Annotated in this window: 18 protein-coding genes; 12 read left to right on the top strand and 6 right to left on the bottom strand. The window is 70.6% G+C overall.

The window, feature by feature from the left end; all coding sequences use genetic code 11:
* The first annotated feature begins 101 nt into the window (after positions 1-101).
* The 3 genes from AB0G52_RS31795 to AB0G52_RS31785 all read left to right on the top strand — a co-directional run bounded on the left by AB0G52_RS31795 (position 102) and on the right by AB0G52_RS31785 (position 3,971).
* The gene (locus AB0G52_RS31795; protein ID WP_132893587.1) at positions 102-989 is read left to right on the top strand and encodes a FadR/GntR family transcriptional regulator; all 888 of its coding nucleotides are present in this window, start codon (positions 102-104) and stop codon (positions 987-989) included.
* Between the two features lie 447 nt (positions 990-1,436).
* Positions 1,437-2,987: an RNA polymerase sigma factor gene (locus AB0G52_RS31790; protein WP_132893585.1), complete on the top strand. Its 1,551-nt coding sequence runs from the start codon at positions 1,437-1,439 to the stop codon at positions 2,985-2,987.
* A gap of 117 nt (positions 2,988-3,104) precedes the next feature.
* Positions 3,105-3,971, top strand: coding sequence for a serine protease (locus tag AB0G52_RS31785; protein ID WP_132893583.1), 867 nt, complete (start codon positions 3,105-3,107; stop codon positions 3,969-3,971).
* Between the two features lie 111 nt (positions 3,972-4,082).
* Here the strand turns inward: AB0G52_RS31785 and AB0G52_RS31780 are convergent, their stop codons facing one another.
* Positions 4,083-4,313, bottom strand: coding sequence for a hypothetical protein (locus tag AB0G52_RS31780; protein ID WP_046728668.1), 231 nt, complete (start codon positions 4,311-4,313; stop codon positions 4,083-4,085).
* Positions 4,314-4,753: 440 nt separating this feature from the next.
* Between AB0G52_RS31780 and AB0G52_RS31775 the strand changes: the two genes are divergently transcribed.
* The 6 genes from AB0G52_RS31775 to AB0G52_RS31750 all read left to right on the top strand — a co-directional run bounded on the left by AB0G52_RS31775 (position 4,754) and on the right by AB0G52_RS31750 (position 12,052).
* Entirely contained in the window at positions 4,754-6,877 is a 2,124-nt protein-coding gene (locus tag AB0G52_RS31775; protein ID WP_361341052.1) for a DNA topoisomerase IV subunit B, read from the top strand.
* Positions 6,878-7,475: 598 nt separating this feature from the next.
* Positions 7,476-8,009, top strand: a complete 534-nt coding sequence (locus AB0G52_RS31770) for a DUF1453 domain-containing protein (RefSeq protein WP_361341049.1) — start codon at positions 7,476-7,478, stop codon at positions 8,007-8,009.
* A complete protein-coding gene (locus tag AB0G52_RS31765; protein WP_132893577.1) occupies positions 8,006-9,157 on the top strand; it encodes a histidine kinase in 1,152 nt (383 codons plus the stop codon). The genes AB0G52_RS31770 and AB0G52_RS31765 overlap by 4 nt, the downstream gene beginning before the upstream one ends.
* A complete protein-coding gene (locus tag AB0G52_RS31760; RefSeq protein ID WP_132893575.1) occupies positions 9,154-9,837 on the top strand; it encodes a response regulator transcription factor in 684 nt (227 codons plus the stop codon). The genes AB0G52_RS31765 and AB0G52_RS31760 overlap by 4 nt, the downstream gene beginning before the upstream one ends.
* 68 nt (positions 9,838-9,905) lie before the next feature.
* Entirely contained in the window at positions 9,906-10,463 is a 558-nt protein-coding gene (locus tag AB0G52_RS31755) for a DUF485 domain-containing protein (protein WP_132893573.1), read from the top strand.
* Positions 10,460-12,052: a cation acetate symporter gene (locus tag AB0G52_RS31750; protein WP_132893571.1), complete on the top strand. Its 1,593-nt coding sequence runs from the start codon at positions 10,460-10,462 to the stop codon at positions 12,050-12,052. The genes AB0G52_RS31755 and AB0G52_RS31750 overlap by 4 nt, the downstream gene beginning before the upstream one ends.
* 3 nt (positions 12,053-12,055) lie before the next feature.
* Here AB0G52_RS31750 and AB0G52_RS31745 read toward each other — a convergent pair whose 3' ends face one another.
* Complete coding sequence (locus tag AB0G52_RS31745; RefSeq protein ID WP_361341043.1) at positions 12,056-12,748, bottom strand: response regulator; 693 nt, start codon at positions 12,746-12,748, stop codon at positions 12,056-12,058.
* 158 nt (positions 12,749-12,906) lie between these two features.
* Between AB0G52_RS31745 and AB0G52_RS31740 the strand changes: the two genes are divergently transcribed.
* Genes AB0G52_RS31740 through AB0G52_RS31730 form a run of 3 tightly spaced genes read left to right on the top strand, consistent with a single transcriptional unit; the run spans position 12,907 to position 15,681 of the window.
* Positions 12,907-13,722, top strand: coding sequence for an ABC transporter ATP-binding protein (locus tag AB0G52_RS31740; RefSeq protein WP_358979549.1), 816 nt, complete (start codon positions 12,907-12,909; stop codon positions 13,720-13,722).
* Positions 13,712-14,575 (top strand): ABC transporter permease, encoded by an 864-nt coding sequence (locus AB0G52_RS31735; protein ID WP_132893565.1) that lies wholly within the window; start codon positions 13,712-13,714, stop codon positions 14,573-14,575. The genes AB0G52_RS31740 and AB0G52_RS31735 overlap by 11 nt, the downstream gene beginning before the upstream one ends.
* A 47-nt stretch (positions 14,576-14,622) precedes the next feature.
* On the top strand, positions 14,623-15,681 hold the full coding sequence (locus tag AB0G52_RS31730; RefSeq protein WP_361341039.1) for an ABC transporter substrate-binding protein: 1,059 nt from the start codon (positions 14,623-14,625) through the stop codon (positions 15,679-15,681).
* Positions 15,682-15,702: 21 nt separating this feature from the next.
* Here the strand turns inward: AB0G52_RS31730 and AB0G52_RS31725 are convergent, their stop codons facing one another.
* The 4 genes from AB0G52_RS31725 to AB0G52_RS31710 form a co-directional block, all read right to left on the bottom strand.
* The gene (locus tag AB0G52_RS31725; protein ID WP_132893648.1) at positions 15,703-16,383 is read right to left on the bottom strand and encodes a response regulator; all 681 of its coding nucleotides are present in this window, start codon (positions 16,381-16,383) and stop codon (positions 15,703-15,705) included.
* Positions 16,384-16,403: 20 nt separating this feature from the next.
* Positions 16,404-18,059, bottom strand: coding sequence for a sensor histidine kinase (locus tag AB0G52_RS31720; RefSeq protein WP_361341036.1), 1,656 nt, complete (start codon positions 18,057-18,059; stop codon positions 16,404-16,406).
* Positions 18,060-18,159: 100 nt separating this feature from the next.
* Complete coding sequence (locus tag AB0G52_RS31715) at positions 18,160-19,104, bottom strand: sucrase ferredoxin (RefSeq protein WP_361341033.1); 945 nt, start codon at positions 19,102-19,104, stop codon at positions 18,160-18,162.
* Positions 19,105-19,171: 67 nt separating this feature from the next.
* On the bottom strand, positions 19,172-20,431 hold the full coding sequence (locus AB0G52_RS31710) for a citrate synthase (RefSeq protein ID WP_361341030.1): 1,260 nt from the start codon (positions 20,429-20,431) through the stop codon (positions 19,172-19,174).
* Between the last annotated feature and the right edge of the window lie 13 nt (positions 20,432-20,444).

Here is a 20,444-nt window from a genome sequence, read left to right as displayed (position 1 = left end):
TTCTGATAAGGCGTCAATTGCGACGGAGTGAGCGATCACCCTTTCGTGTGCTTTTCACCAAAGACCTCAAGGGAGTTGGAGGCAACGCCGACAAAGGATCCGTGAGTACCCTTGCGCACACCATGATGACCGCCGCCCGCTCCGCAGACTCTGGTCTGGTCGGCCCGGGCGAACTCGACCGCTACCCCTATGCGGAGGCTCCCGTCACCGATCGTGTCGGTGTGCCCTCCTGGGAGGGCGCCGACCCGGAGCTGGGCCGTGTGGGCCGACGTGCCGCGGGCAGCCGTGGCCGCGGACTGCACGGTCAACTCGTTCAGCAGCTGGGTCAGATGATCGTCTCCGGGGACCTGGGTGCGGATCGTCCGCTGGTCCCCGAGGAGATCGGCCAGCGTTTCGAGGTCTCCCGCACCGTCGTCCGTGAGTCCCTCCGGGTCCTGGAGGCCAAGGGCCTCGTCAGTGCCCGCCCGAACGTCGGCACGCGCGTGCGTCCCGTCAGTGACTGGAACCTCCTCGATCCGGACATCATCGAATGGCGGGCCTTCGGGCCGCAGCGCGACGACCAGCGCCGTGAGCTCAGCGAGCTGCGCTGGACGATCGAGCCGCTCGCCGCCCGTCTCGCTGCCGGACACGGGCGCGAGGACGTCCAGCAGCGCCTGTGCGACATGGTCGAGATCATGAGTCACGCCATGGCCCAGGGTGACGCGCTGACCTTCTCCCGCGCCGACGCCGAGTTCCACTCCCTGCTCATCCAGGTCGCGGGCAACCGCATGCTGGAGCACCTCTCCGGCATCGTGTCGGCGGCCCTCCAGGTCTCCGGCGGCCCGGTCACCGGCTGTGAGCGGCCGAACGAGACGTCCCTGGCGCAGCACGCGCGGATCGTCGACGCCCTCGGTACGGGCGACGGCACGGCCGCCGAGGCGGCGATGCGCCAGCTGCTGACCGTCCACCCCGAGGTGGAGCGTGTGGTGCCCGCCCCGCGCGAGCACTGATCCGCGTCGAGAGCGGTGCGCTCGGCCGGTGCCGCCCGCACGGGGTGCCGTCGATCCGGGAACCCGCTTCCGCCGGACCCCGCCGGATCCTTCAGGGCTCCGGCGGGGCCCGGCGGCGGGGCGGGCGCACGGTGAGGGCCATGCGATGCGCGGGACGAGGGCCGAACGACCCGAAGAGATCATTGACGACTACCTTTGCCCATGTCTGACCGCTTTTGAGTGCTTACGGGGTGTGACTCGGGCCACGTAGATTGGGCGTAACGCTCTTGCGAACAGCGCGATGACCTAAGAGGTGACAGCCGCGGAGGGAATACGGACGCCATTCATGGCGCTGTGCATCTTCCCGGCCCCCGCCCGCGCCGTCGGCCCATCCCCAAGCCGGCGGTCGGCTCCAGTCCGTCCCGGACGGGGCCGGAAGCCGTTTTCCAACGTTCCGAGAGGTTGTTCGTGTCGGCCAGCACATCCCGTACGCTCCCGCCGGAGATCGCCGAGTCCGTCTCTGTCATGGCTCTCATTGAGCGGGGAAAGGCTGAGGGGCAGATCGCCGGCGACGATGTGCGTCGGGCCTTCGAAGCTGACCAGATCCCGGCCACTCAGTGGAAGAACGTACTGCGCAGCCTCAACCAGATCCTTGAGGAAGAGGGTGTGACGCTGATGGTCAGTGCCGCGGAGCCCAAGCGCACCCGTAAGAGCGTCGCAGCGAAGAGTCCGGCCAAGCGCACCGCCACCAAGACGGTCGCGGCGAAGACGGTGACCACCCGGAAGGCCACTGCCACGGCCGCCCCCGCGGTGGCCCCCGCCGCTGCCGCCGACGATCCGGGCGAGGAGGCGGCGCCCGTGAAGAAGGCCGTCGCCAAGAAGGCGCCCGTCGCCAAGAAGGTGGCCGCGAAGAAGACCGCGACCGCCGCGAAGAAGACGGTGGCGAAGAAGACCGCCGCCAAGAAGGACGACGTCGAGATTCTCGAGGACGAGGTTCTCGAGGAGCCCAAGGCCGGTGCGGAGGAGCCCGAGGGCACCGAGAGCGCGGGCTTCGTCCTGTCCGACGAGGACGAGGACGACGCGCCGGCGCAGCAGGTCGCCGCCGCCGGTGCCACCGCCGACCCGGTCAAGGACTACCTCAAGCAGATCGGCAAGGTCCCCCTGCTCAACGCCGAGCAGGAGGTGGAGCTCGCCAAGCGCATCGAGGCCGGTCTGTTCGCCGAGGACAAGCTGGCCAACGCCGACAAGCTGGCGCCGAAGCTCAAGCGCGAGCTGGAGATCATCGCCGAGGACGGGCGCCGCGCCAAGAACCACCTCCTGGAGGCCAACCTCCGTCTGGTGGTCTCCCTGGCCAAGCGCTACACCGGCCGCGGCATGCTCTTCCTGGATCTCATCCAGGAGGGCAACCTCGGTCTGATCCGCGCGGTCGAGAAGTTCGACTACACCAAGGGCTACAAGTTCTCCACGTACGCCACCTGGTGGATCCGGCAGGCGATCACCCGGGCCATGGCCGACCAGGCCCGCACCATCCGTATTCCGGTGCACATGGTCGAGGTCATCAACAAGCTCGCCCGCGTGCAGCGCCAGATGCTCCAGGACCTGGGCCGCGAGCCCACCCCGGAGGAGCTGGCCAAGGAACTCGACATGACCCCCGAGAAGGTCATCGAGGTCCAGAAGTACGGCCGTGAGCCCATCTCCCTGCACACCCCGCTCGGTGAGGACGGCGACAGCGAGTTCGGTGACCTCATCGAGGACTCCGAGGCCGTCGTCCCCGCCGACGCCGTGAGCTTCACGCTCCTCCAGGAGCAGCTGCACTCCGTGCTGGACACCCTGTCCGAGCGCGAGGCGGGCGTCGTCTCCATGCGGTTCGGTCTCACCGACGGTCAGCCGAAGACCCTCGACGAGATCGGCAAGGTCTACGGCGTCACGCGCGAACGCATCCGGCAGATCGAGTCCAAGACCATGTCGAAGCTGCGCCACCCGTCGCGTTCCCAGGTGCTGCGCGACTACCTCGACTAGTCGGGTCGTACGGCCTGAAGGCCCGGTCTCCCTCGGGAGGCCGGGCCTTCGTGCTGCGGAGCGCCGTCCGCTGGATGACTCTGGGTTTCCAAGTACCACCCAGAGTGAGGAGGGTGCATGCGTCATTCGTCTGCCCCGGTCCTGATCCGGCCGCTGGTCCTGGCGGCCGTCGCCGCGGTCATACCGCTGGCCGCCCCGTCTCCGGCTGCCGCTGACAGCGTTGTCGTCGGCGGCTTTCCCATCGATGTCTCGCAGGCCCCCTGGACGGTCGCCCTGTCCAGCCGTGACCGGTTCGGGGGTACCCGGGCCGGTCAGTTCTGCGGTGGTGTGGCGATCGGCCGGACCACGGTCCTGACCGCGGCCCACTGCCTGGCCGACGACGTCATCGGCGGTCCGACGGGCCAGGTGCGCGATCTCAAGGTGATCGCGGGCCGCACGGACCTGCTGTCCGCACAGGGCCAGGAGATCCCCGTGACGGACCTCCGGGTGAACCCGGACTACGACGCCGACGCCAACACCGGCGACTTCGCCGTCCTCACCCTCGCCCGGCCGCTGCCCGCCAGTGCGGTCATCCCGATGGCGGCCGAGGGGGACCCCGCCTACGCGCCCGGCACCGGTGCCCTGGTGTCCGGGTGGGGCGACATCACGGGCGGGGGCGACTACGCGCGCCGGATCCACGCGGCGCGCGTTCATGTGCTCCCCGATCGGACGTGCGAGCGCGCCTATCCCGGCGGGCCCGACGGCACCTACCGCGCGGACTCCATGCTGTGCGCGGGGGAGGCGCAAGGCGGCCCTGACGCCTGTCAGGGCGACAGCGGCGGTCCGCTGGTCGCCGACGGGAAGCTGATCGGGCTCGTGTCGTGGGGGAGCGGGTGCGGCCGCCCGGGGAGCCCCGGCGTTTACACGCGCGTCTCAGAGGCTGCACGGGCCCTGGGCCCCAGTGGTGCCCTGAGCGCCTCACGCCGCCCTCACAGCCCCTCCTGAGGGCCATCGCGGGGACAAGACAGGGGGCATGACGAAGGGCGGTCGCTCCCGAGGGGAGCGACCGCCCGTCACCGGCCTGTGCCGGAGCTGGCTCGTCGTGGTTGCGAGAGGTCAGCGCTCATCTTCAGAGGCGGTGGCCGGAACGGTCGTCAGCCGCTCCGTCTCGTCCTGTATCTCAGCGGCGATCTTCTTGAGTTCCGGCTCGAACTTGCGGCCGTGGTGGGCGCAGAAGAGCAGTTCTCCGCCGCTGAGCAGTACGACGCGCAGGTATGCCTGGGCGCCGCAGCGGTCGCAGCGATCGGCGGCCGTCAGGTGGCTCGCGGGGGTCAGAACAGTAGTCACGTCGCCTCTTCTCTAGCTCGACGAGCTGTCGTACCAGGGTCAACATCCAACCAGCCCGAAAACGTTCCCGCTCGGGGCTTCTCCTCGAAAAAAATCTTTCGAGGTGGCCGTCTGCTGCCGGTTGGCGGCGAATGTGCCGTAGTGCGTTTCTTCAGTGCTTACGGGTTCGCTCGGTTCATCGGTCTCATCCTCCCGGCTGGGTTGCCGGTTGTTTGTGAGGACGTGCCCGGAGCCTAAATGGTTCATGCCTCGAAGGGAACGTGATATGTACTTCACCCCATCGAGGGATCGAACACTCATGCGACCGTGGACTAGGGTGAGTTTCCTGCGAGGGTGGCGTTACAACGGCTCTACCAGGCCTGGGTACCCTCTGAGCGGCGACCGAAGCCGGCCCCTTACCCCAAAGGGGCTCCACTGAAATTCAGCGAGGAGCGAACCGCGTGACCGCCGATACGTCCGTGCCGTCCACTGCGCTGCTGGCAGGAGCAGACCGGGACGGCTCCAACTACACCGCGCGGCACCTGCTCGTTCTCGAGGGCCTCGAAGCCGTGCGCAAGCGCCCCGGCATGTACATCGGATCCACCGACAGCCGGGGTCTGATGCACTGCCTGTGGGAGATCATCGACAACGCCGTGGACGAGGCCCTCGGCGGCTACTGCGACCACATCGAGGTCATCCTCCACGACGACGGCTCCGTCGAGGTCCGGGACAACGGCCGCGGCATCCCCGTGGACGTCGAGCCCAAGACCGGCCTGTCCGGTGTCGAGGTCGTCATGACCAAGCTGCACGCCGGCGGCAAGTTCGGCGGTGGCTCCTACGCGGCCTCCGGCGGCCTGCACGGTGTGGGTGCCTCCGTGGTCAACGCGCTCTCCGCGCGTCTCGACGTCGAGGTCGACCGTGGCGGCCAGGTGCACGCCATCAGCTTCCGCCGCGGTGTGCCCGGCGCCTTCGCCGGCGGCGGACCGGACGCGAAGTTCGAGGCCGCGAGCGGACTGCGCAAGGTCAAGAGGGTGCCCAAGACCCGAACCGGCACGCGGGTGCGGTACTGGGCCGACCGCCAGATCTTCCTCAAGGACGCCAAGCTCTCCCTGGACACGCTCCACCAGCGCGCACGGCAGACCGCCTTCCTGGTGCCCGGCCTGACCATCGTCGTCCGTGACGAGTACGGGCTCGGCGAGAGCGGCAGCAAGGGTGAGGAGTCGTTCCGTTTCGACGGCGGTATCAGCGAGTTCTGCGAGTACCTGGCCACCGACAAGCCGGTCTGCGACGTCCTCCGCTTCTCCGGACAGGGCACCTTCAAGGAGACCGTCCCCGTCCTGGACGACCACGGCCAGATGACCCCCACCGAGGTCACCCGGGAACTGGGCGTGGACGTGGCGCTGCGCTGGGGCACGGGGTACGACGCGAACCTCAGGTCGTTCGTCAACATCATCGCCACCCCCAAGGGCGGCACCCACGTGGCCGGCTTCGAGCAGGCCGTCCGCGAGACCCTGAACGAGGTGCTGCGGGCGAAGAAGCTGTTGCGCGTCGCCGAGGACGACATCGTCAAGGACGACGCCCTGGAGGGCCTCACCGCCGTCGTCACCGTCCGGCTCGCCGAGCCGCAGTTCGAGGGCCAGACCAAGGAGGTCCTCGGCACCTCGGCGGCCCGCCGGATCGTGAACAACGTGGTCTCCAAGGAACTGAAGGCGTTCCTGACCTCCACCAAGCGTGACGCCGCCGCCCAGGCGCGGGTGGTCATGGAGAAGGTGGTCGCCGCCGCGCGGACGCGCATCGCGGCCCGCCAGCACAAGGACGCACAGCGCCGCAAGACGGCCCTGGAGTCCTCGTCGCTGCCGGCCAAGCTCGCCGACTGCCGCAGCGACGACGTCGAGCGCAGCGAGCTCTTCATCGTCGAGGGGGACTCGGCGCTCGGCACCGCGAAGCTGGCCCGGAACTCCGAGTTCCAGGCGCTGCTGCCGATCCGGGGCAAGATCCTCAACGTGCAGCGGTCCTCGGTGACGGACATGCTGAAGAACGCCGAGTGCGGCGCCATCATCCAGGTCATAGGGGCGGGCTCCGGGCGCACCTTCGACATCGACGCGGCCCGCTACGGCAAGATCATCATGATGACCGACGCCGACGTCGACGGCTCGCACATCCGCTGCCTGCTGCTGACGCTGTTTCAGCGCTACATGCGGCCCATGGTCGAGGCCGGGCGGGTCTTCGCCGCGGTCCCGCCGCTGCACCGCATCGAGATCGTCCAGCCCAAGAAGGGCCAGGACAAGTACGTGTACACGTACTCGGACCGTGAGCTGCGGGACAAGCTCATGGATTTCCAGAGCAAGGGTGTCCGCTACAAGGACTCGATCCAGCGGTACAAGGGTCTGGGCGAGATGGACGCGGACCAGCTGGCCGAGACCACGATGGACCCGCGCCACCGCACCCTGCGCCGCATCAACCTCTCGGACCTCGAAGCCGCCGAACAGGTATTCGACCTGCTGATGGGCAACGACGTGGCCCCCCGCAAGGAGTTCATCTCCGGCTCGGCGGCGACGCTGGACCGGTCGCGGATCGACGCCTGACGCCCGACGACTGCGCGGCTTCGGCCGACCCGCTCGCCCTCGCCCCACCGGGCGAGGGCGAGCGGCGCCCACAGCCCTCGCGTCGGTTCAGGCGCGGGCGAGCGGCAAGGAGTGTCTGGGGCCCCGGCAGATGCCGGGGCCCCAGACGTTTCCGGGCGGGGTGCCCGACACGTCGGGGTGGGGCGCGCGGTGGATCGAGGTGCGGCGGCGGTGCGTGGTGCGCCGAGGTGCGGCGCACGATGCGCCAGGGCGTGGTGCACGGTACGCCAGGGTGCGGCGCACGACGCGCCAGAGCGCGGTGCTCGATGCGCCAAGAGGCGGTGCACGGCACCCGAAACCGGGACGCGGGCTTCCTACCGCTCCTGAGCCCGGCCCCGCCCGACCGCACCGCACGTCCGCGGACCCGCCCCCCGAGATCGCGGGTGCCCCCGCCTCCGCGCAGGGCCCTTCTCCACCTGAGGGTGGAGAAATCACACTCCTCGGAATCCACCTGTGATCCACCCTCGCGCCGATCCCCCGACCTGCGCGTTTCCGTAGCGTCGAAGGCGTCGGCAGCTCCCGCTCCCGGCACCGCCCCTTCCCGCTCACGGAGGCTCTGATGTCCGGGCTCGTCAACGCGTTGCTGATCGTGGCCGTGGTCGTCGTGGTGATCGCCCGCCAGTTCCGCGCCCGCCCCGTCAACACCGGCCGGCGCTGGTGGCTGCTCCCCGCGGTCCTCGCGGTGGCCGCGCTGCGCGAACCCGGCATACTCGACGCCCATCACCGCACGGAATCCGCCCTGCTGCTCGGCGCCGAGTTGCTGGTGGGGCTCGGGATGGGCGCCGCCTGGGCCTGGACCACCCGGATCTGGACCGAACCCGACGGCGTCGTGTGGACCAAGACCACCAGGGCCGGCGCGATGGTCTGGCTCGGCGGTCTGCTCGTGCGCGTCGGCCTCTTCGCCCTCGGCGCAGCGCTCGGCGTCCACCAGGACAGCTCCGCCCTGATGCTCGGCCTGGCGCTCCTCCTCCTGGTCCGCTCCGGCATCCTCCAGTGGCGGGCGCAGTCGCTCCCGTCCGGCCCGTCCACGGGCGGCCCCACCCGGGCGTACCGTGACGACATGGCCGGGGTCACCAGGAAGGAAGGCGTGTGACGGAGAACGCCTGGACGCGCTGGCCCTCACGCGAAGCGCTGAGCCGCTCGGGGGTCTCCCCGCCCCGGCGCGTGCTGGCCTGGGGAGTGCGACTGCTCGTCCTCGCCCTGTTGCTGTGGAGCGCCTTCGACCAGTCGCACGTCCACGGCTGGGGCGTGGCCGCCGCCGTGGCGGGTGTGCTGGTGACCGCAGTGGCGTCCTGGGGCTTCTTCCGGACCACCTACGCCCACCGGCTCGTGCCCTCCCTGGTCCTCATCACCTTCCTGCTGGCCTTCGCGGTCGTGGCGGAGAGTACGGGATTTCGCGGACCGGCGCTCGTGATCTGGTGCGGCTGCGGCATCTCGGCCCTGGAGCGGCTGCCCATCGCGATCGCGGTGCCCGTCACCTGCGTGGCCCTGGCCTCGTACTCCGCGTTCAACAACGACGTCTGGCTGACCACCGCGGCCACCGTCGTCGGCATGGCCCTAGCCGGCTACGTCATGCGACTCGACGCCGAGGCCCGTGGGCATGCACAGCGGCTGCTGGCCCAGGAGCGTGCCGCCAGAGCGGCCGAAGCCGAGTCGGCTGCGCTCGCGGAGCGGGCCAGGATCGCGCGGGAGATCCATGACGTGCTGGCCCACAGCCTCTCCGCCCAGATGGTGCACCTGGAGGCCGCGCGGCTGCTGATCGAGCGCGGGGCCGACCGGGAGCAGATCCTCGAACGGGTGGTGGCCGCCCGGGGAATGGCCCGCAACGGACTCGCCGAGACCAGACAGGCCCTGTCGGCGTTGCGCGGTGAGCTGACCCCCCTGGAGGACTTCCTCACCGAACTGGCCGGCGCGACCGACGGCGCCGAGGTCACCGTCACGGGCGAACGCAGAACGCTGTCCGCCGAGGCCTCGCAGACGGTACGACGGGTCGCGCAGGAAGCGCTGACCAACGTCCGCAAGCACGCTCACGGCGCCAAGGTCAGGGTGCTGCTGGACTACAGCGAGCACGAAGTGACGCTCAACGTGAGGGACTCGGGCGGCCGTCCGGGCGAACTCACCGGCGCCGGCAGCGGGTACGGTCTGCTGGGAATGCGGGAGAGGGCCGAGCTGCTGGGCGGGTCGCTGGAGGCGGCGCGTGACGAGGAGGGGTTCGAGGTGCGGTTGAGGGTGCCCGTATGACAGAGGGCGAGAAGAAGCCGGCGCGAGTGGTGGTCGCCGACGACCAGACGGTGGTCAGGGAGGGCATCGTGATGCTCCTCGGCCTGCTGCCCGGTGTGGAGGTCGTGGGAGCGGCGGGCGACGGCGAGGAGGCGGTACGGCTGGTCGGCGAGCTCTCCCCGGACGTGGTGCTGATGGACCTGAGGATGCCGCGCTGCGACGGGGTGGAGGCGACCCGGCGGATCCGCTCGCAGTACCCGGGGACCCAGGTCGTGGTGCTCACCACGTTCGCGGACGACGAGTCGCTGTTCCCGGCACTGAGAGCCGGCGCCCGCGGCTACCTGACGAAGGACGCGGGCGGGGACGAGATCGTACGCGCGGTGGAGAGCGTGCTCTCGGGGGACGCGGGGCTGTCGCCGAGCATCCAGCTGAGGCTGCTGGAGAGGCTGTCGCAGCCCGAGCCGCCGCAGGCGCCGGTGGTGGCCGAGACGCCGGACGGGCTGACCCTGCGGGAGACGGAGGTCCTGGTGCTGATCGCCGAGGGGCTCACCAACCAGGAGATCGCCAGGCGGCTGCACGTCTCGACCGCGACGGTGAAGACACACATCAACAACCTGTTCGCGAAGACGGGGCTCAAGGACCGCGCGCAGGCGGTGCGTTATGCGTACGGGAAGGGAATGGTGCGGCCACCAGCGAATTGAGTCACCTGATGGGGTGAGAGACGGGGGAAGAAGAGTCAGAGAACTTCCCGATCTGTCCATCCTTGGGCATGCAGTCAAGCAACGGGCGTCACCGCGACGGCGGGGAGGGCTCCGAGAGTTCGGCCGAGCGGCACGAGGACCAAGGTGAGTACGGCACGACCTCCCCAGAAGTCAGCTACCAGGACCCCTGGTACGACGCGCCGGGCCCCGGCTGGGGCGAGCCGGACACCACCGCGGTGCCGGCCCCGGCGGTGCCCGCCGCCCGAACCGAGCGGGACTGGGCGGAGGTTCGCGCCCGGAACGTGTATCTGGAGGTTCAGCGCAGTGCGGCTTTCCAGGAGGTGCGCAGCAGCTACCGGAGGTTCGTGGTGCCGGGGGTTGCCGTCTTCCTCACCTGGTACGTGGCGTACGTGGTCACGGCGACGACCGCGCCCGGTCTGATGGCGAGACCCGTGGCCGGCGCGGTGAACGTGGGGATGCTCGCGGGGCTCGGCCAGTTCCTCAGCACGTTCGTGCTCACCTGGGCCTATGCCCGGCACGCCAGGCTGCGCAGGGACCGTGCCGCGCTGGAACTGCGCTGGGACACCCAGGAGCTGACGCGAGGCGCCCGGGGCGGTGTCCTGTGACGGGTCGTCATGAAACCCTGGCTCTCATGCTGTTCAGCGCCTTCGTCGCGGTGACGCTCGGGATCACGACGTGGGTGAGCAGGCGGCGGCATGGTTCGGCGGAGGAGTTCTACGCCGGGGGCCGGCTGTTCTCGCCCATGGAAAATGGTTTTGCCATCGCGGGTGACTACATGTCGGCGGCCTCCTTCCTCGGTGTCACCGGGCTGATCGCGCTGTTCGGGTACGACGGGCTGCTCTACGTGGTGGGCTTCCTGGTGGCGTGGCTGGTCGTGCTCTTCCTGGTGGCCGAGCTGGTGCGCAACTGCGGCCGGTTCACCCTCGCCGACGTGATCGCCGCACGGATGACCGAGCGGCCGGTGCGGATCGCGGCGGGCACGTCCTCGGTCACCGTGTCCGTTCTCTATTTGGTGGCGCAAATGGTGGGGGCGGGCAGCCTGGTCACGCTGCTGCTGGGACGGACCAGCCAGGCCGCGCAGGCGTGGACGGTCATCGGGGTCGGCGCGCTGATGGTGATCTACGTGACCCTGGGAGGGATGCGGGCCACCACCTGGATCCAGATCGTGAAGGCCGTCCTGCTGCTGGGCGGGACGGTGACGCTGACCGTGCTGGTGCTGCTGCGCTTCCACGGCGACGTCGACCAGCTGCTGCGCACGGCGGCGGAGCGCAGTGGACATGGGAAGGCGTTCCTGGCGCCGGGGCTCAGGTACGGCGGGGGCTGGAGCGCGCGGCTGGACTTCATCAGCCTGGGGCTGGCGCTGGTGTTGGGCACGGCGGGACTGCCGCACATCCTGTCGCGGTTCTACACGGTGCCGACCGCGAAGGCGGCCCGGCGGTCGGCGGTCTGGTCGATCGGGCTGATCGGCGGCTTCTATCTGATGGCGATCGTGCTCGGCTTCGGGGCCGCCGCCGTCGTCGGGCCGGACGTGGTGCGCGCGTCGAACGAGTCGGGGAACACGGCGGTCCCGCTGCTGGCACTCGACCTGGGCGGTGGCGCGGGTTCCACCGGGGGAGCGGTTCTGTTCGCGGTCGTCGCCGCCGTTGCCTTCGCGACGATCCTCGCGGTGGTCGCCGGGATCACCCTCGCCTCCTCGGCGTCCGTCGCCCACGACCTGTACGCCTCGCTGCGCAGGCCGGGCGCCGGAGGGCGCAGCGAGGTGGCGGTGGCGCGCGCGTCGGCCGTCGGCATCGGAGTGGTGGCCATCGCGCTCGGCCTGCTGGCCCGTGACCTCAACGTCGCCTTCCTGGTCGGTCTGGCCTTCGCGGTGGCCGCCTCGGCGAACCTGCCGGTGCTGCTGTACTCGCTGTTCTGGCGGGGCTTCACCACCCGCGGCGCGGTGTGGGCCGTGTACGGGGGACTCGTTCCGGCCCTCGTGCTGGTCGTGCTGTCCCCGGTGGTGTCCGGGAGCCCGGGGGCGCTGTTCCCGGACGTCGACTTCCAGTACTTCCCGTTGCAGAACCCGGGGATCGTCTCCATCCCGCTCGGTTTCCTCGCCGGCTGGCTCGGGACGGTCACCTCGGACGAGGTGCCGGACGAGGCTCGGCACGCGGAGACCGAGGTCCGGTCGCTGACCGGAGCGGGGGCTGTCTAGGTCCTACGGCGCCACCCAGGCGTACCGGTGTTCCGGACGGCCGGTGTCGCCGTACTTCAGGGAGAGGCGCAGCCGTCCCGCCTGTTCCAGATGACGGAGGTAGCGCTGGGCGGTGGAGCGGCTCAGGCCGGTCTCGGCGGCCACCTCGTGGGCGGAGAGCGGATGGTCGGCGCTGTGCAGGACCCCGCAGATGAGGTCCGTGGTGGGTTCGGAGTGGCCGCTGGGCAGACCCGGTGCCGACGGGGCGGGTGAGGTGCGCAGGGCGCCGAAGATCCGGTCGACCTGCTCCTGCCCGGTCAGGCCCCGGCCGCCGACCCGGTCGACGGTGCGGCGCAGTGCCGCGTAGGAGTCCAGGCGGGTGCGCAGCGCGGCGAAGGTGAACGGCTTGACCAGATAGTGCAGGGCGCCCAGGCGCATCGCCTGCTGGACGGTGGTGACGTCGCTGGCCGCCGTGATCATGATGACGTCGGTGCCATGGCCCTGTTCCCGCATCCGGTGGACGAGTTCGAGGCCGGTCTCGTCCGGCAGATAGTGGTCCAGCAGGACCAGGTCGATGGTGCCGCGTTGCACGGCTGCCAGCGCCTGGGCAGCGCTGTGCGCGCGGGCGGCCACCCGGAAGCCGGGAACCTTCCCCACGTACTTGGCGTTTATCTCAGCGACGCGGAAGTCGTCGTCGACCACCAGGACGTCAATCATCAGGCCTCTCCTTCAAGGCCGGCGAGCGTTAAGCCCGTGTTTCGTCTGCGCAGTTGTAGCGCGCGCAAAATGAGCACAACAGGTGCTTGCGAGCAAAAGAACGGCTTGCGCCCAGAAGACTGCTGCTGTGGTCCGTGCCACACCTACCGTCCCGGCCCATGAGCGCAGACACCAGCCCCGCCATCGAGCTGCGGGGCGCGAGCAAGATCTTCAAGACCCCGTCGGGGGGTCTGCACACGGCTGTCCGCGACCTCGACCTCACCGTCGGACGTGGTGAGTTCGTGGCCGTCGTGGGGCCGACGGGTTGTGGCAAGTCCACGACGCTGACGCTGGTCAGCGGGCTGGAGGAGCCCACCGAGGGCGATGTGCTGGTGGCCGGCCGACCGGTCGCCGGGGTCGGGGACAAGGTCGGTTTCGTCTTCCAGCAGGACGCCACCTTCCCCTGGCGGACCGTGCTGTCCAACGTGATGGCAGGACCCCGCTTCCGGGGCGTGCCGAAGGCGGAGGCGAAGGAGAAGGCCCGCGCCTGGCTGGCCAGGGTCGGTCTCGCCGCCTTCGAGGACCGCTACCCGCACCAGCTCTCCGGCGGCCAGCGCAAGCGGGTGGCGCTCGCCGCGACCTTCGTCAACGACCCCGAGATCCTGCTCATGGACGAGCCGTTCTCCGCGCTCGACGTGCAGACCCGGGCGCTGATGTCGGACGAACTCCTGGAGCTGTGGGAGGGCACGGGCGCCTCGGTCGTGTTCGTCACCCACGACCTGGAGGAGTCCATCGCGCTGGCCGACAAGGTCGTCGTCATGACCGCCGGGCCCGCGACCGTCAAGCAGGTCTTCGACATCGACCTGCCCCGTCCCCGCAAGGTCGAGTCGGTGCGTCTGGAGCCGCGGTTCATCGAGATCTACCGCGAGATCTGGGAGTCCCTCGGCGAAGAGGTCCGCATCACCCGTGAGAGGGGCGCCGCCCATGTCGCCTGACGTCCTCAGCACACCGGTCGTCGACACGGCCAAGACCCCGGACCGTGCCCGGACGCGGGCCCAGGCCGCCCGCAGACGCAAGTCGATCGTGTACGCCGTGCGGGTGCTGCTCCTGGTGGCCGTCCTCGGCCTGTGGGAGGTCCTCTCCCGGGCCGGCGTCATCGACCCGTTCAACTTCTCGATGCCGTCGAAGATCTGGGAGCAGATCTGGACCTGGGTGACCCACGGCACCGCGCTCGGTTCCCTCGGCGAGCAGATCTGGTACACGCTCTACGAGGCGCTGCTCGGCTGGGTCATCGGTGTGGTCGCCGGTGTCGTCTTCGGTATCGCCCTGGGACGGATCGCGTTCCTCGCCGACGTCCTCGGCCCGTACATCAAGGTGCTCAACTCGATCCCCAGGATCGTGCTCGCCCCGATCTTCGTGATCTGGTTCGGGCTCGGCGCCTCCTCCAAGGTCGCCTCGGCCGTGGTCCTGGTGTTCTTCCCGGTGTTCTTCAACGCCTTCCAGGGTGCCCGCGAGGTCGACCGCAACCTGGTCGCCAACGCCCGGATCCTGGGCGCGAGCGACCGCAGGGTGACCCTCCAGGTGGTCATCCCGTCCGCCACCTCGTGGATCTTCACCAGCCTCCACGTCAGCTTCGGCTTCGCCCTCATCGGCGCCATCGTCGGCGAGTACATCGGCGCCACCAAGGGCATCGGCCTGCTCGTCGCGCAGTCGCAGGGCACGTTCAACTCGGCCGGTGTGTACGCCGCGATGGTCATCCTCGCCGTCGTCGCGCTCGCCGCCGAGGGGCTGCTCACCTTCGCCGAGCGCCGCATCTTCCGCTGGAAGCCGTCGGACTCCGACAGCTGAACCCGGCCCTCTCCTCCCGCACCGCCTCTCACAAGGACGTGAACGTCATGCGCAAGTCCGCCAGATACACCACCCTGGCCGCTGCCGGCCTGCTCGCCCTGTCCTCCCTGACCGCCTGCGCCAACGACGCGGCGAGCACGACGTCCAGCGGCTCCGCCGGCAAGGGCGACGGCAAAGGCACGAAGGTCAAGATCATGGTCGGTGGCCTCGACAAGGTCATCTACCTCCCGGCGATGCTCACCCAGCGGCTCGGCTACTTCGACGCCGAGGGTCTCGACGTGGAACTGCTGACGGAACCCGCGGGTGTCCAGGCCGAGACGGCCCTCGTCGCCGGGCAGGTCCAGGGCACGGTCGGGTTCTACGACCACACGCTGGACCTCCAGACCAAGGGCAAGGCGGTGGAGTCCGTCGTGCAGTTCTCGCGGGCGCCCGGCGAAGTCGAGATCGTCTCCACCAAGGCGGCCGGCGACATCACCTCGCCCAAGGACTTCAAGGGCAAGAAGCTCGGCATCACCAGCCTCGGGTCGTCGACCGACTTCCTGACCAAGTACCTTGCCGTCAAGAACGGTGTGAAGGTCAGCGACTTCTCGCCGGTCGCCGTCGGGGCGGGCGCGACCTTCATCTCGGCGCTCCAGCAGGGCTCCATCGACGGCGGTATGACGACGGACCCGACCGTGGCGACCATCCTGGACAAGAAGGCGGGCAAGATCCTCCTGGACATGCGGACGCCGGAGGGTTCCCAGAAGGCGCTCGGCGGCCCGTACCCGTCCTCCAGCCTGTACATGCAGACGGACTGGGTCAACAGCCACAAGGACACCGTCCAGAAGATGGTCAATGCGTTCGTCAAGACGCTCAAGTGGATGTCCACGCACAGCGCGGCCGAGATCGCGGCCAAGATGCCCGCCGACTACGCCCAGGGGAACAAGGCCCTCTACACGCAGTCCGTCAAGAGCACGCTGCCGATGTTCACCGACGACGGCGTGATGCCCGAGAACGGCCCGGAGACCGTGGAGAAGGTGCTCAAGGCGTTCAACACGAACGTCCAGAACCACGATGTCGACCTGAGCAAGACGTACACGACGGAGTTCGTCAAGGCAGCCAAGTAGAAGGCTGCCCACGCGTACGTCTCAGCCGCGGGTCGCCCACACGTAACGGTGTTCGGGGCGGCCCGCGTCGCCGTACTTGAGGGTCAGCCGGGCGCGGCCCGTGCGTTCCAGGAGCTTCAGATAGCGCTGGGCGGTCTGACGGCTCACCCCGGTCCGCTCGGCGATCTCCTGGGCCGACAGCGGGCTCCCGGCGTTCATCAGCGACTGGCGGACCAACTCGGCGGTGGTGGGCGAGTGCCCTTTGGGCAGCTCCGGCTCGGACGGCGTGGCCAGGGCGCCGAAGATGCGGTCCACCTCGGCCTGTTCGGCCTCGCCGCCACCGTCCAGGGCGCGCCGCAGCCGCGCGTACGCCTCCAGCCTGGCGCGCAGTCCCGCGAACGCGAACGGCTTCACCAGGTACTGCAGGGCGCCCTGACGCATCGCCGCCTGCACGGTCGACACGTCCCGGGCCGCCGTCACCATGATCACGTCGGTCTGGTGGCCGCGCCGCCGCATCTCCTGGACCACCGCGAGACCCGTGCCGTCGGGCAGGTAGTGGTCCAGCAGGACCAGGTCGGGACGGGGGAGCGTCTCCAGCCGGTGCAGCGCCTCGGCCGCGTTGTGGGCCTCGCCGGCCACGTGGAAGCCGGGCACCTTCTCGACGTAGGCGGCGTTGACGCGGGCGACCCGGGCGTCGTCGTCCACGACCAGGACCTCGATCATCGTGCTTCCCTGCCGTTCGGTCATCGTGTCTCTTCGCCGGCCGGTGCGAGCACCGGTTCGAGTTCCGGCTCGGTCAGTGCCTCGGGGAGCACCACCGTGAACTGCGCGCCGCCGCCGTCCGCCTCGCCCACGGACGCGCTGCCGCCCTGCCGTTCGGCGAGGCGGCGCACCAGGGGGAGCCCGATGCCGCGCTTGCCGTGCGCGGGCGGTTTCTTGGTGGACCACCCCTCGGTGAACGCCAGTTCCCGGTGCTCGGCCGGGATCCCGGGCCCGGTGTCCCGCACCCTGAGGACGACCGCGCGGTCCTCGGTGCGCAACTCGACCTCCACGCGCGCGTGCGGAGTGCCGGCCACCGCGTCGAGCGCGTTGTCGACAAGGTTGCCCACCATCGTGACCAGCCCCCTGGGGTCGATCAGCCGGTCCGGCAGGTGAGTGCGGTCCGACACCCACAGGGCGACCCCGCGCTCGGCCGCGACGGTCGCCTTGCCGACCAGCAGGGCGGCCAGCAGCGGGTCCTGGATCTTCTCGGTGACCTGTTCGGCGGTGACCCGGTGGTCGCCGACCACCTCGCCGACGAACTCCACCGCGTCCTCGTACATCTCCAGCTCCAGCAGCCCGAGCAGGGTGTGCATGCGGTTGGCGTGCTCGTGGTCCTGGGCGCGCAGGGCGTCGATGAGCCCACGCGTGGAGTCGAGTTCCCGGCCCAGCTGCTCCAGCTCGGTGCGGTCGCGCAGAGTGGCGACGGCGCCGCCGTCCTCGGTGGGCATCCGGTTGGCCACCAGGACCCGCTGGCCGCGCACGGTGAGCAGGTCGGTGCCGGTCACCCGGCCGGCCAGCACATCGGTCGTACGGCCGTCACCGAGCGCCTCGTCGGGGGTCCGGCCGACGGCCTCGTCGCCGATGCCCAGCAGGCGCCGTGCCTCGTCGTTCAGCAGCCGGACGCGGCCGCCGCGGTCCAGGGCGACGACGCCCTCGCGGATGCCGTGCAGCATCGCCTCGCGTTCCGCGAGCAGCGCCGAGATGTCGGAGAAGGCCAGGTCACGGGTCTGCCGCTGCACCCTCCTGGAGATCAGCCAGGCGGCCAGCGCACCGGCGGCGAGAGCGCCGCCCGCGTAGGCGAACAGCACGGGGATCGTGCTCAGCAGATGTGCGCGCACGCTGTCGTAGGCGATGCCCACCGAGACCGCTCCGATGATCCGGTGCCGGGAGTCGTACAGCGGTACCTTGCCGCGCGCCGAGCGGCCCAGGGTGCCGCTGTCGATCTGCATGACTTCCTTGCCGTCCAGTGCCTCCCGGGGGCTGGTCGTCACATGCCCGCCGATCTCCGACGGCGTGGTGTGGGACCAGCGGAAGCCGCCTTTGTCCATCACCACGATGTACTCCGCGCCGGTGGCCTTCCGGATCCGTTCGGCCTCCTGCTGCACCGGACCGTGCACGCTGGGCGGGGTGGTCAGGACGCCCTCGGCGATCTGTGGGTCCTGGGCGGTGGTCTGGGCGATCGCCAGGGCCCGGCGCATCGCCTCCTGGTCCAGCTGTTTGCTGAGCGGCGCGAGGAAGAGCCCGGTCGCGAGCACCGCGACCCCCGCGGCGATCGCCAGCTGCATCAGCAGGACCTGCGTGAACGCCGTCCGGGGCAGCCGGGGGCGCAGACGGCGTGCGGGGGGCGTGGGACTCATGACCACGACGGTACGTGCGCGGACGCGCCGTCATTAAGAGGTGTGGCGCGGATCTCTTGACCAGTTCTTGGGTGAACGGGGACGGGTGGGGTGAGGACGATCAGCTCGCGAGGGCCGACGCCGTGGGCAGTTCCCGCAGCGACACCACGTCCATCCGGGCCGGTGACCCCAGCGCCGAGACCCCGCAGCTCTCCGGGCGCGGCGGCAGGGAAGCGCCCTGGGCCACCTCGACCCGCCAGCGACGGCCGTCGGCGTGGTCGACGGTGACGTGCCAGCGCGGGGCCGCGCCCTCGGTGCGTACGACGCTCAGCGCGCCCGCCCCGTACTCGCCCACCGCTTCGCGCACGGCCAGCTCGGCCGCCTGACCGGGCCGTCCCCAGGCGGAGCACCCCCGGCACCCCTCCAGCACCACACGGCCCTCCTGAGCGCCGTGCAGGGCCTCCTTGACGGCATGGGCCTCGGCGCGCCCGTACGCGTATCCGTACGGCAGCACGAGCACCGTCGGCGAGAAGCGATGACCACCCAGATGGGTGACCTCCCAGGTACCCCGTACCCCGGAGGCGGCCAGCTCGGCGGCGAGCGGGCGGCCCAGCAGGGCGCAGCAGCGGTCGCGCCTGCCGTTCGTGCAGACCAGGGCGAGGGGGCTCCCGCAGTGCGGCCGGCCGCCCAGCGCGGTGCCGAACGAACGGTGGTCGCCCGCGCCGAGCGCCGCGAGGTCCAGGTCCAGCAGCCGGTACGGGTCCCGGGTCTCGGCGCCGTGCAGCCAGAGGTTCCCGGGAACCACGTGGGCCGCGTACACCTGCCGCACGGCGGCCGTACCGGGGTCGGCGTGGCGGCCGGGGCGGCGGATGAGCGCGATGCGCACGCCGGTCCCTTCGGCGGCGGCCTCCAGCGCGCGGCCGAGCGCGGGGTCCAGGTGGCTCGAAGTGAGCGCCTTGGGACCCCAGGGGCCCGGCTGTTCCAGCAGCAGCCACGTCGTCGCGGTGGCGGCGGTGCCGGAAACGGGCTCGTCGAGCATCCGGGAGACGGTTGCGCACCTACTCACAGAGGTGAGCCTAACCTGACTTCGCCCGCGGTGACTTCCGGCCCCGCCCGCCCACCCGCCGAAGGGGTTACTCCGGCAGCGGCTGCGGCGGCCTGGGGCCGACATAGTGGCCGCTGGGGCGCATGCGCAGCGGGCGTTCGCCGTACTCCTCCAGGGTGTGGGCGATCCAGCCCGCCGTCCGGGCCACGGCGAAGATGGTCTCCCCCGCGGTGGCCGGCATCCCGCAGGAGGCCGTGAACACGGCCAGCGCCAGGTCGACGTTGGCGTGCAGCGGAGCGTGCCGTGCGGTCGTCGCCACGATGTCGCGCGCGGCGAGGAGGGCGGGCTGGGCGCGCGGAATGTCCTTCAGGAGGTCGAACAGCACGCGCGCGCGTGGGTCCTCGCCCTGGTAGAGCCGGTGGCCGAGCCCCGGGATACGGCGGCCGGCCCGCAGCTCGTCCGCGATCACCGGCACGGCGGTGCCCTGGTCGAGGACGTCGAGCAGCAGCCGGTGCGCGAGTCCGCTGGAGGCGCCGTGCAGGGGGCCTTCGAGCGCGCCGAGTCCGGCCGACACGGCCGCGTACGCGTGGGCCCGGGCGGAGGCGGCGACCCGCACCGCGAGGGTGGAGGCGGCCAGGTCGTGGTCGACGAGCAGCGCCAGGGCCGTGTCCAGGACGCGCAGCGCCGCATCGGTGGGTTCGATGCCGGTCAGCCGGCGCCACAGCCGGTGGGCCAGCGGGCCGTCGTCGGGCCCGCGCCGGTGCTGCTGCGGCAGCGCGGCGACGAGCGTGGGGATCAGTACCCGCGCCGTGCCGAGGACGGCTTCCTCGGACAGGTCGAAGCGCAGCGGATCCTCGGCGGCCGCGGCGATGGTGGCGACCCGCAGCCGGTCGGTGGGGGTGGTGTGCTCGGGCAGAGCGTCCACGGCCCGGCGGGCGACCGAGACCGTGGCCTTCGGCGCGGCGAAGGCCGCGCCCCGCTCCATCCGGCCCGTCCACAGCCACTCGGCCACCTCCTCGTAGGAGTGGTGGGCGGCCAGTTCCGTGGCGTCGACGCCCCGGTAGTAGTACCGGTCGCCGTCGATGAGCGTGATCCGGGTGCGTACCGAGAGGTCCTGGCCGGGGGAGGCGGAACCTCCCGCCGTCTCCCGCCGGTTGCGCCGGGCCAGCGCCTCCACCTCCGCGGCGTCGAAGGTGCTGGCCCGCCCTCCGGGCTCGCGCCTGCTGCTGAGCTGACCGCGGCTCACGTAGGCGTACACCGTCTCGGGCTTCACGCCGAGCAGTTCGGCGGTCTCCTTGGTGGTCAGCCGCCGCGCCGAGCTGTCGGGAGCAGGGTGTTGATCGCGCATGCCGACACCGTAG

The sequence above is a fragment of the Streptomyces sp. NPDC021562 genome (assembly GCF_040640875.1).
Classification (GTDB): domain Bacteria; phylum Actinomycetota; class Actinomycetes; order Streptomycetales; family Streptomycetaceae; genus Streptomyces.
Note: the sequence above shows the minus strand (reverse complement) of the source record. Positions and strands in the feature narration are given on the sequence as shown.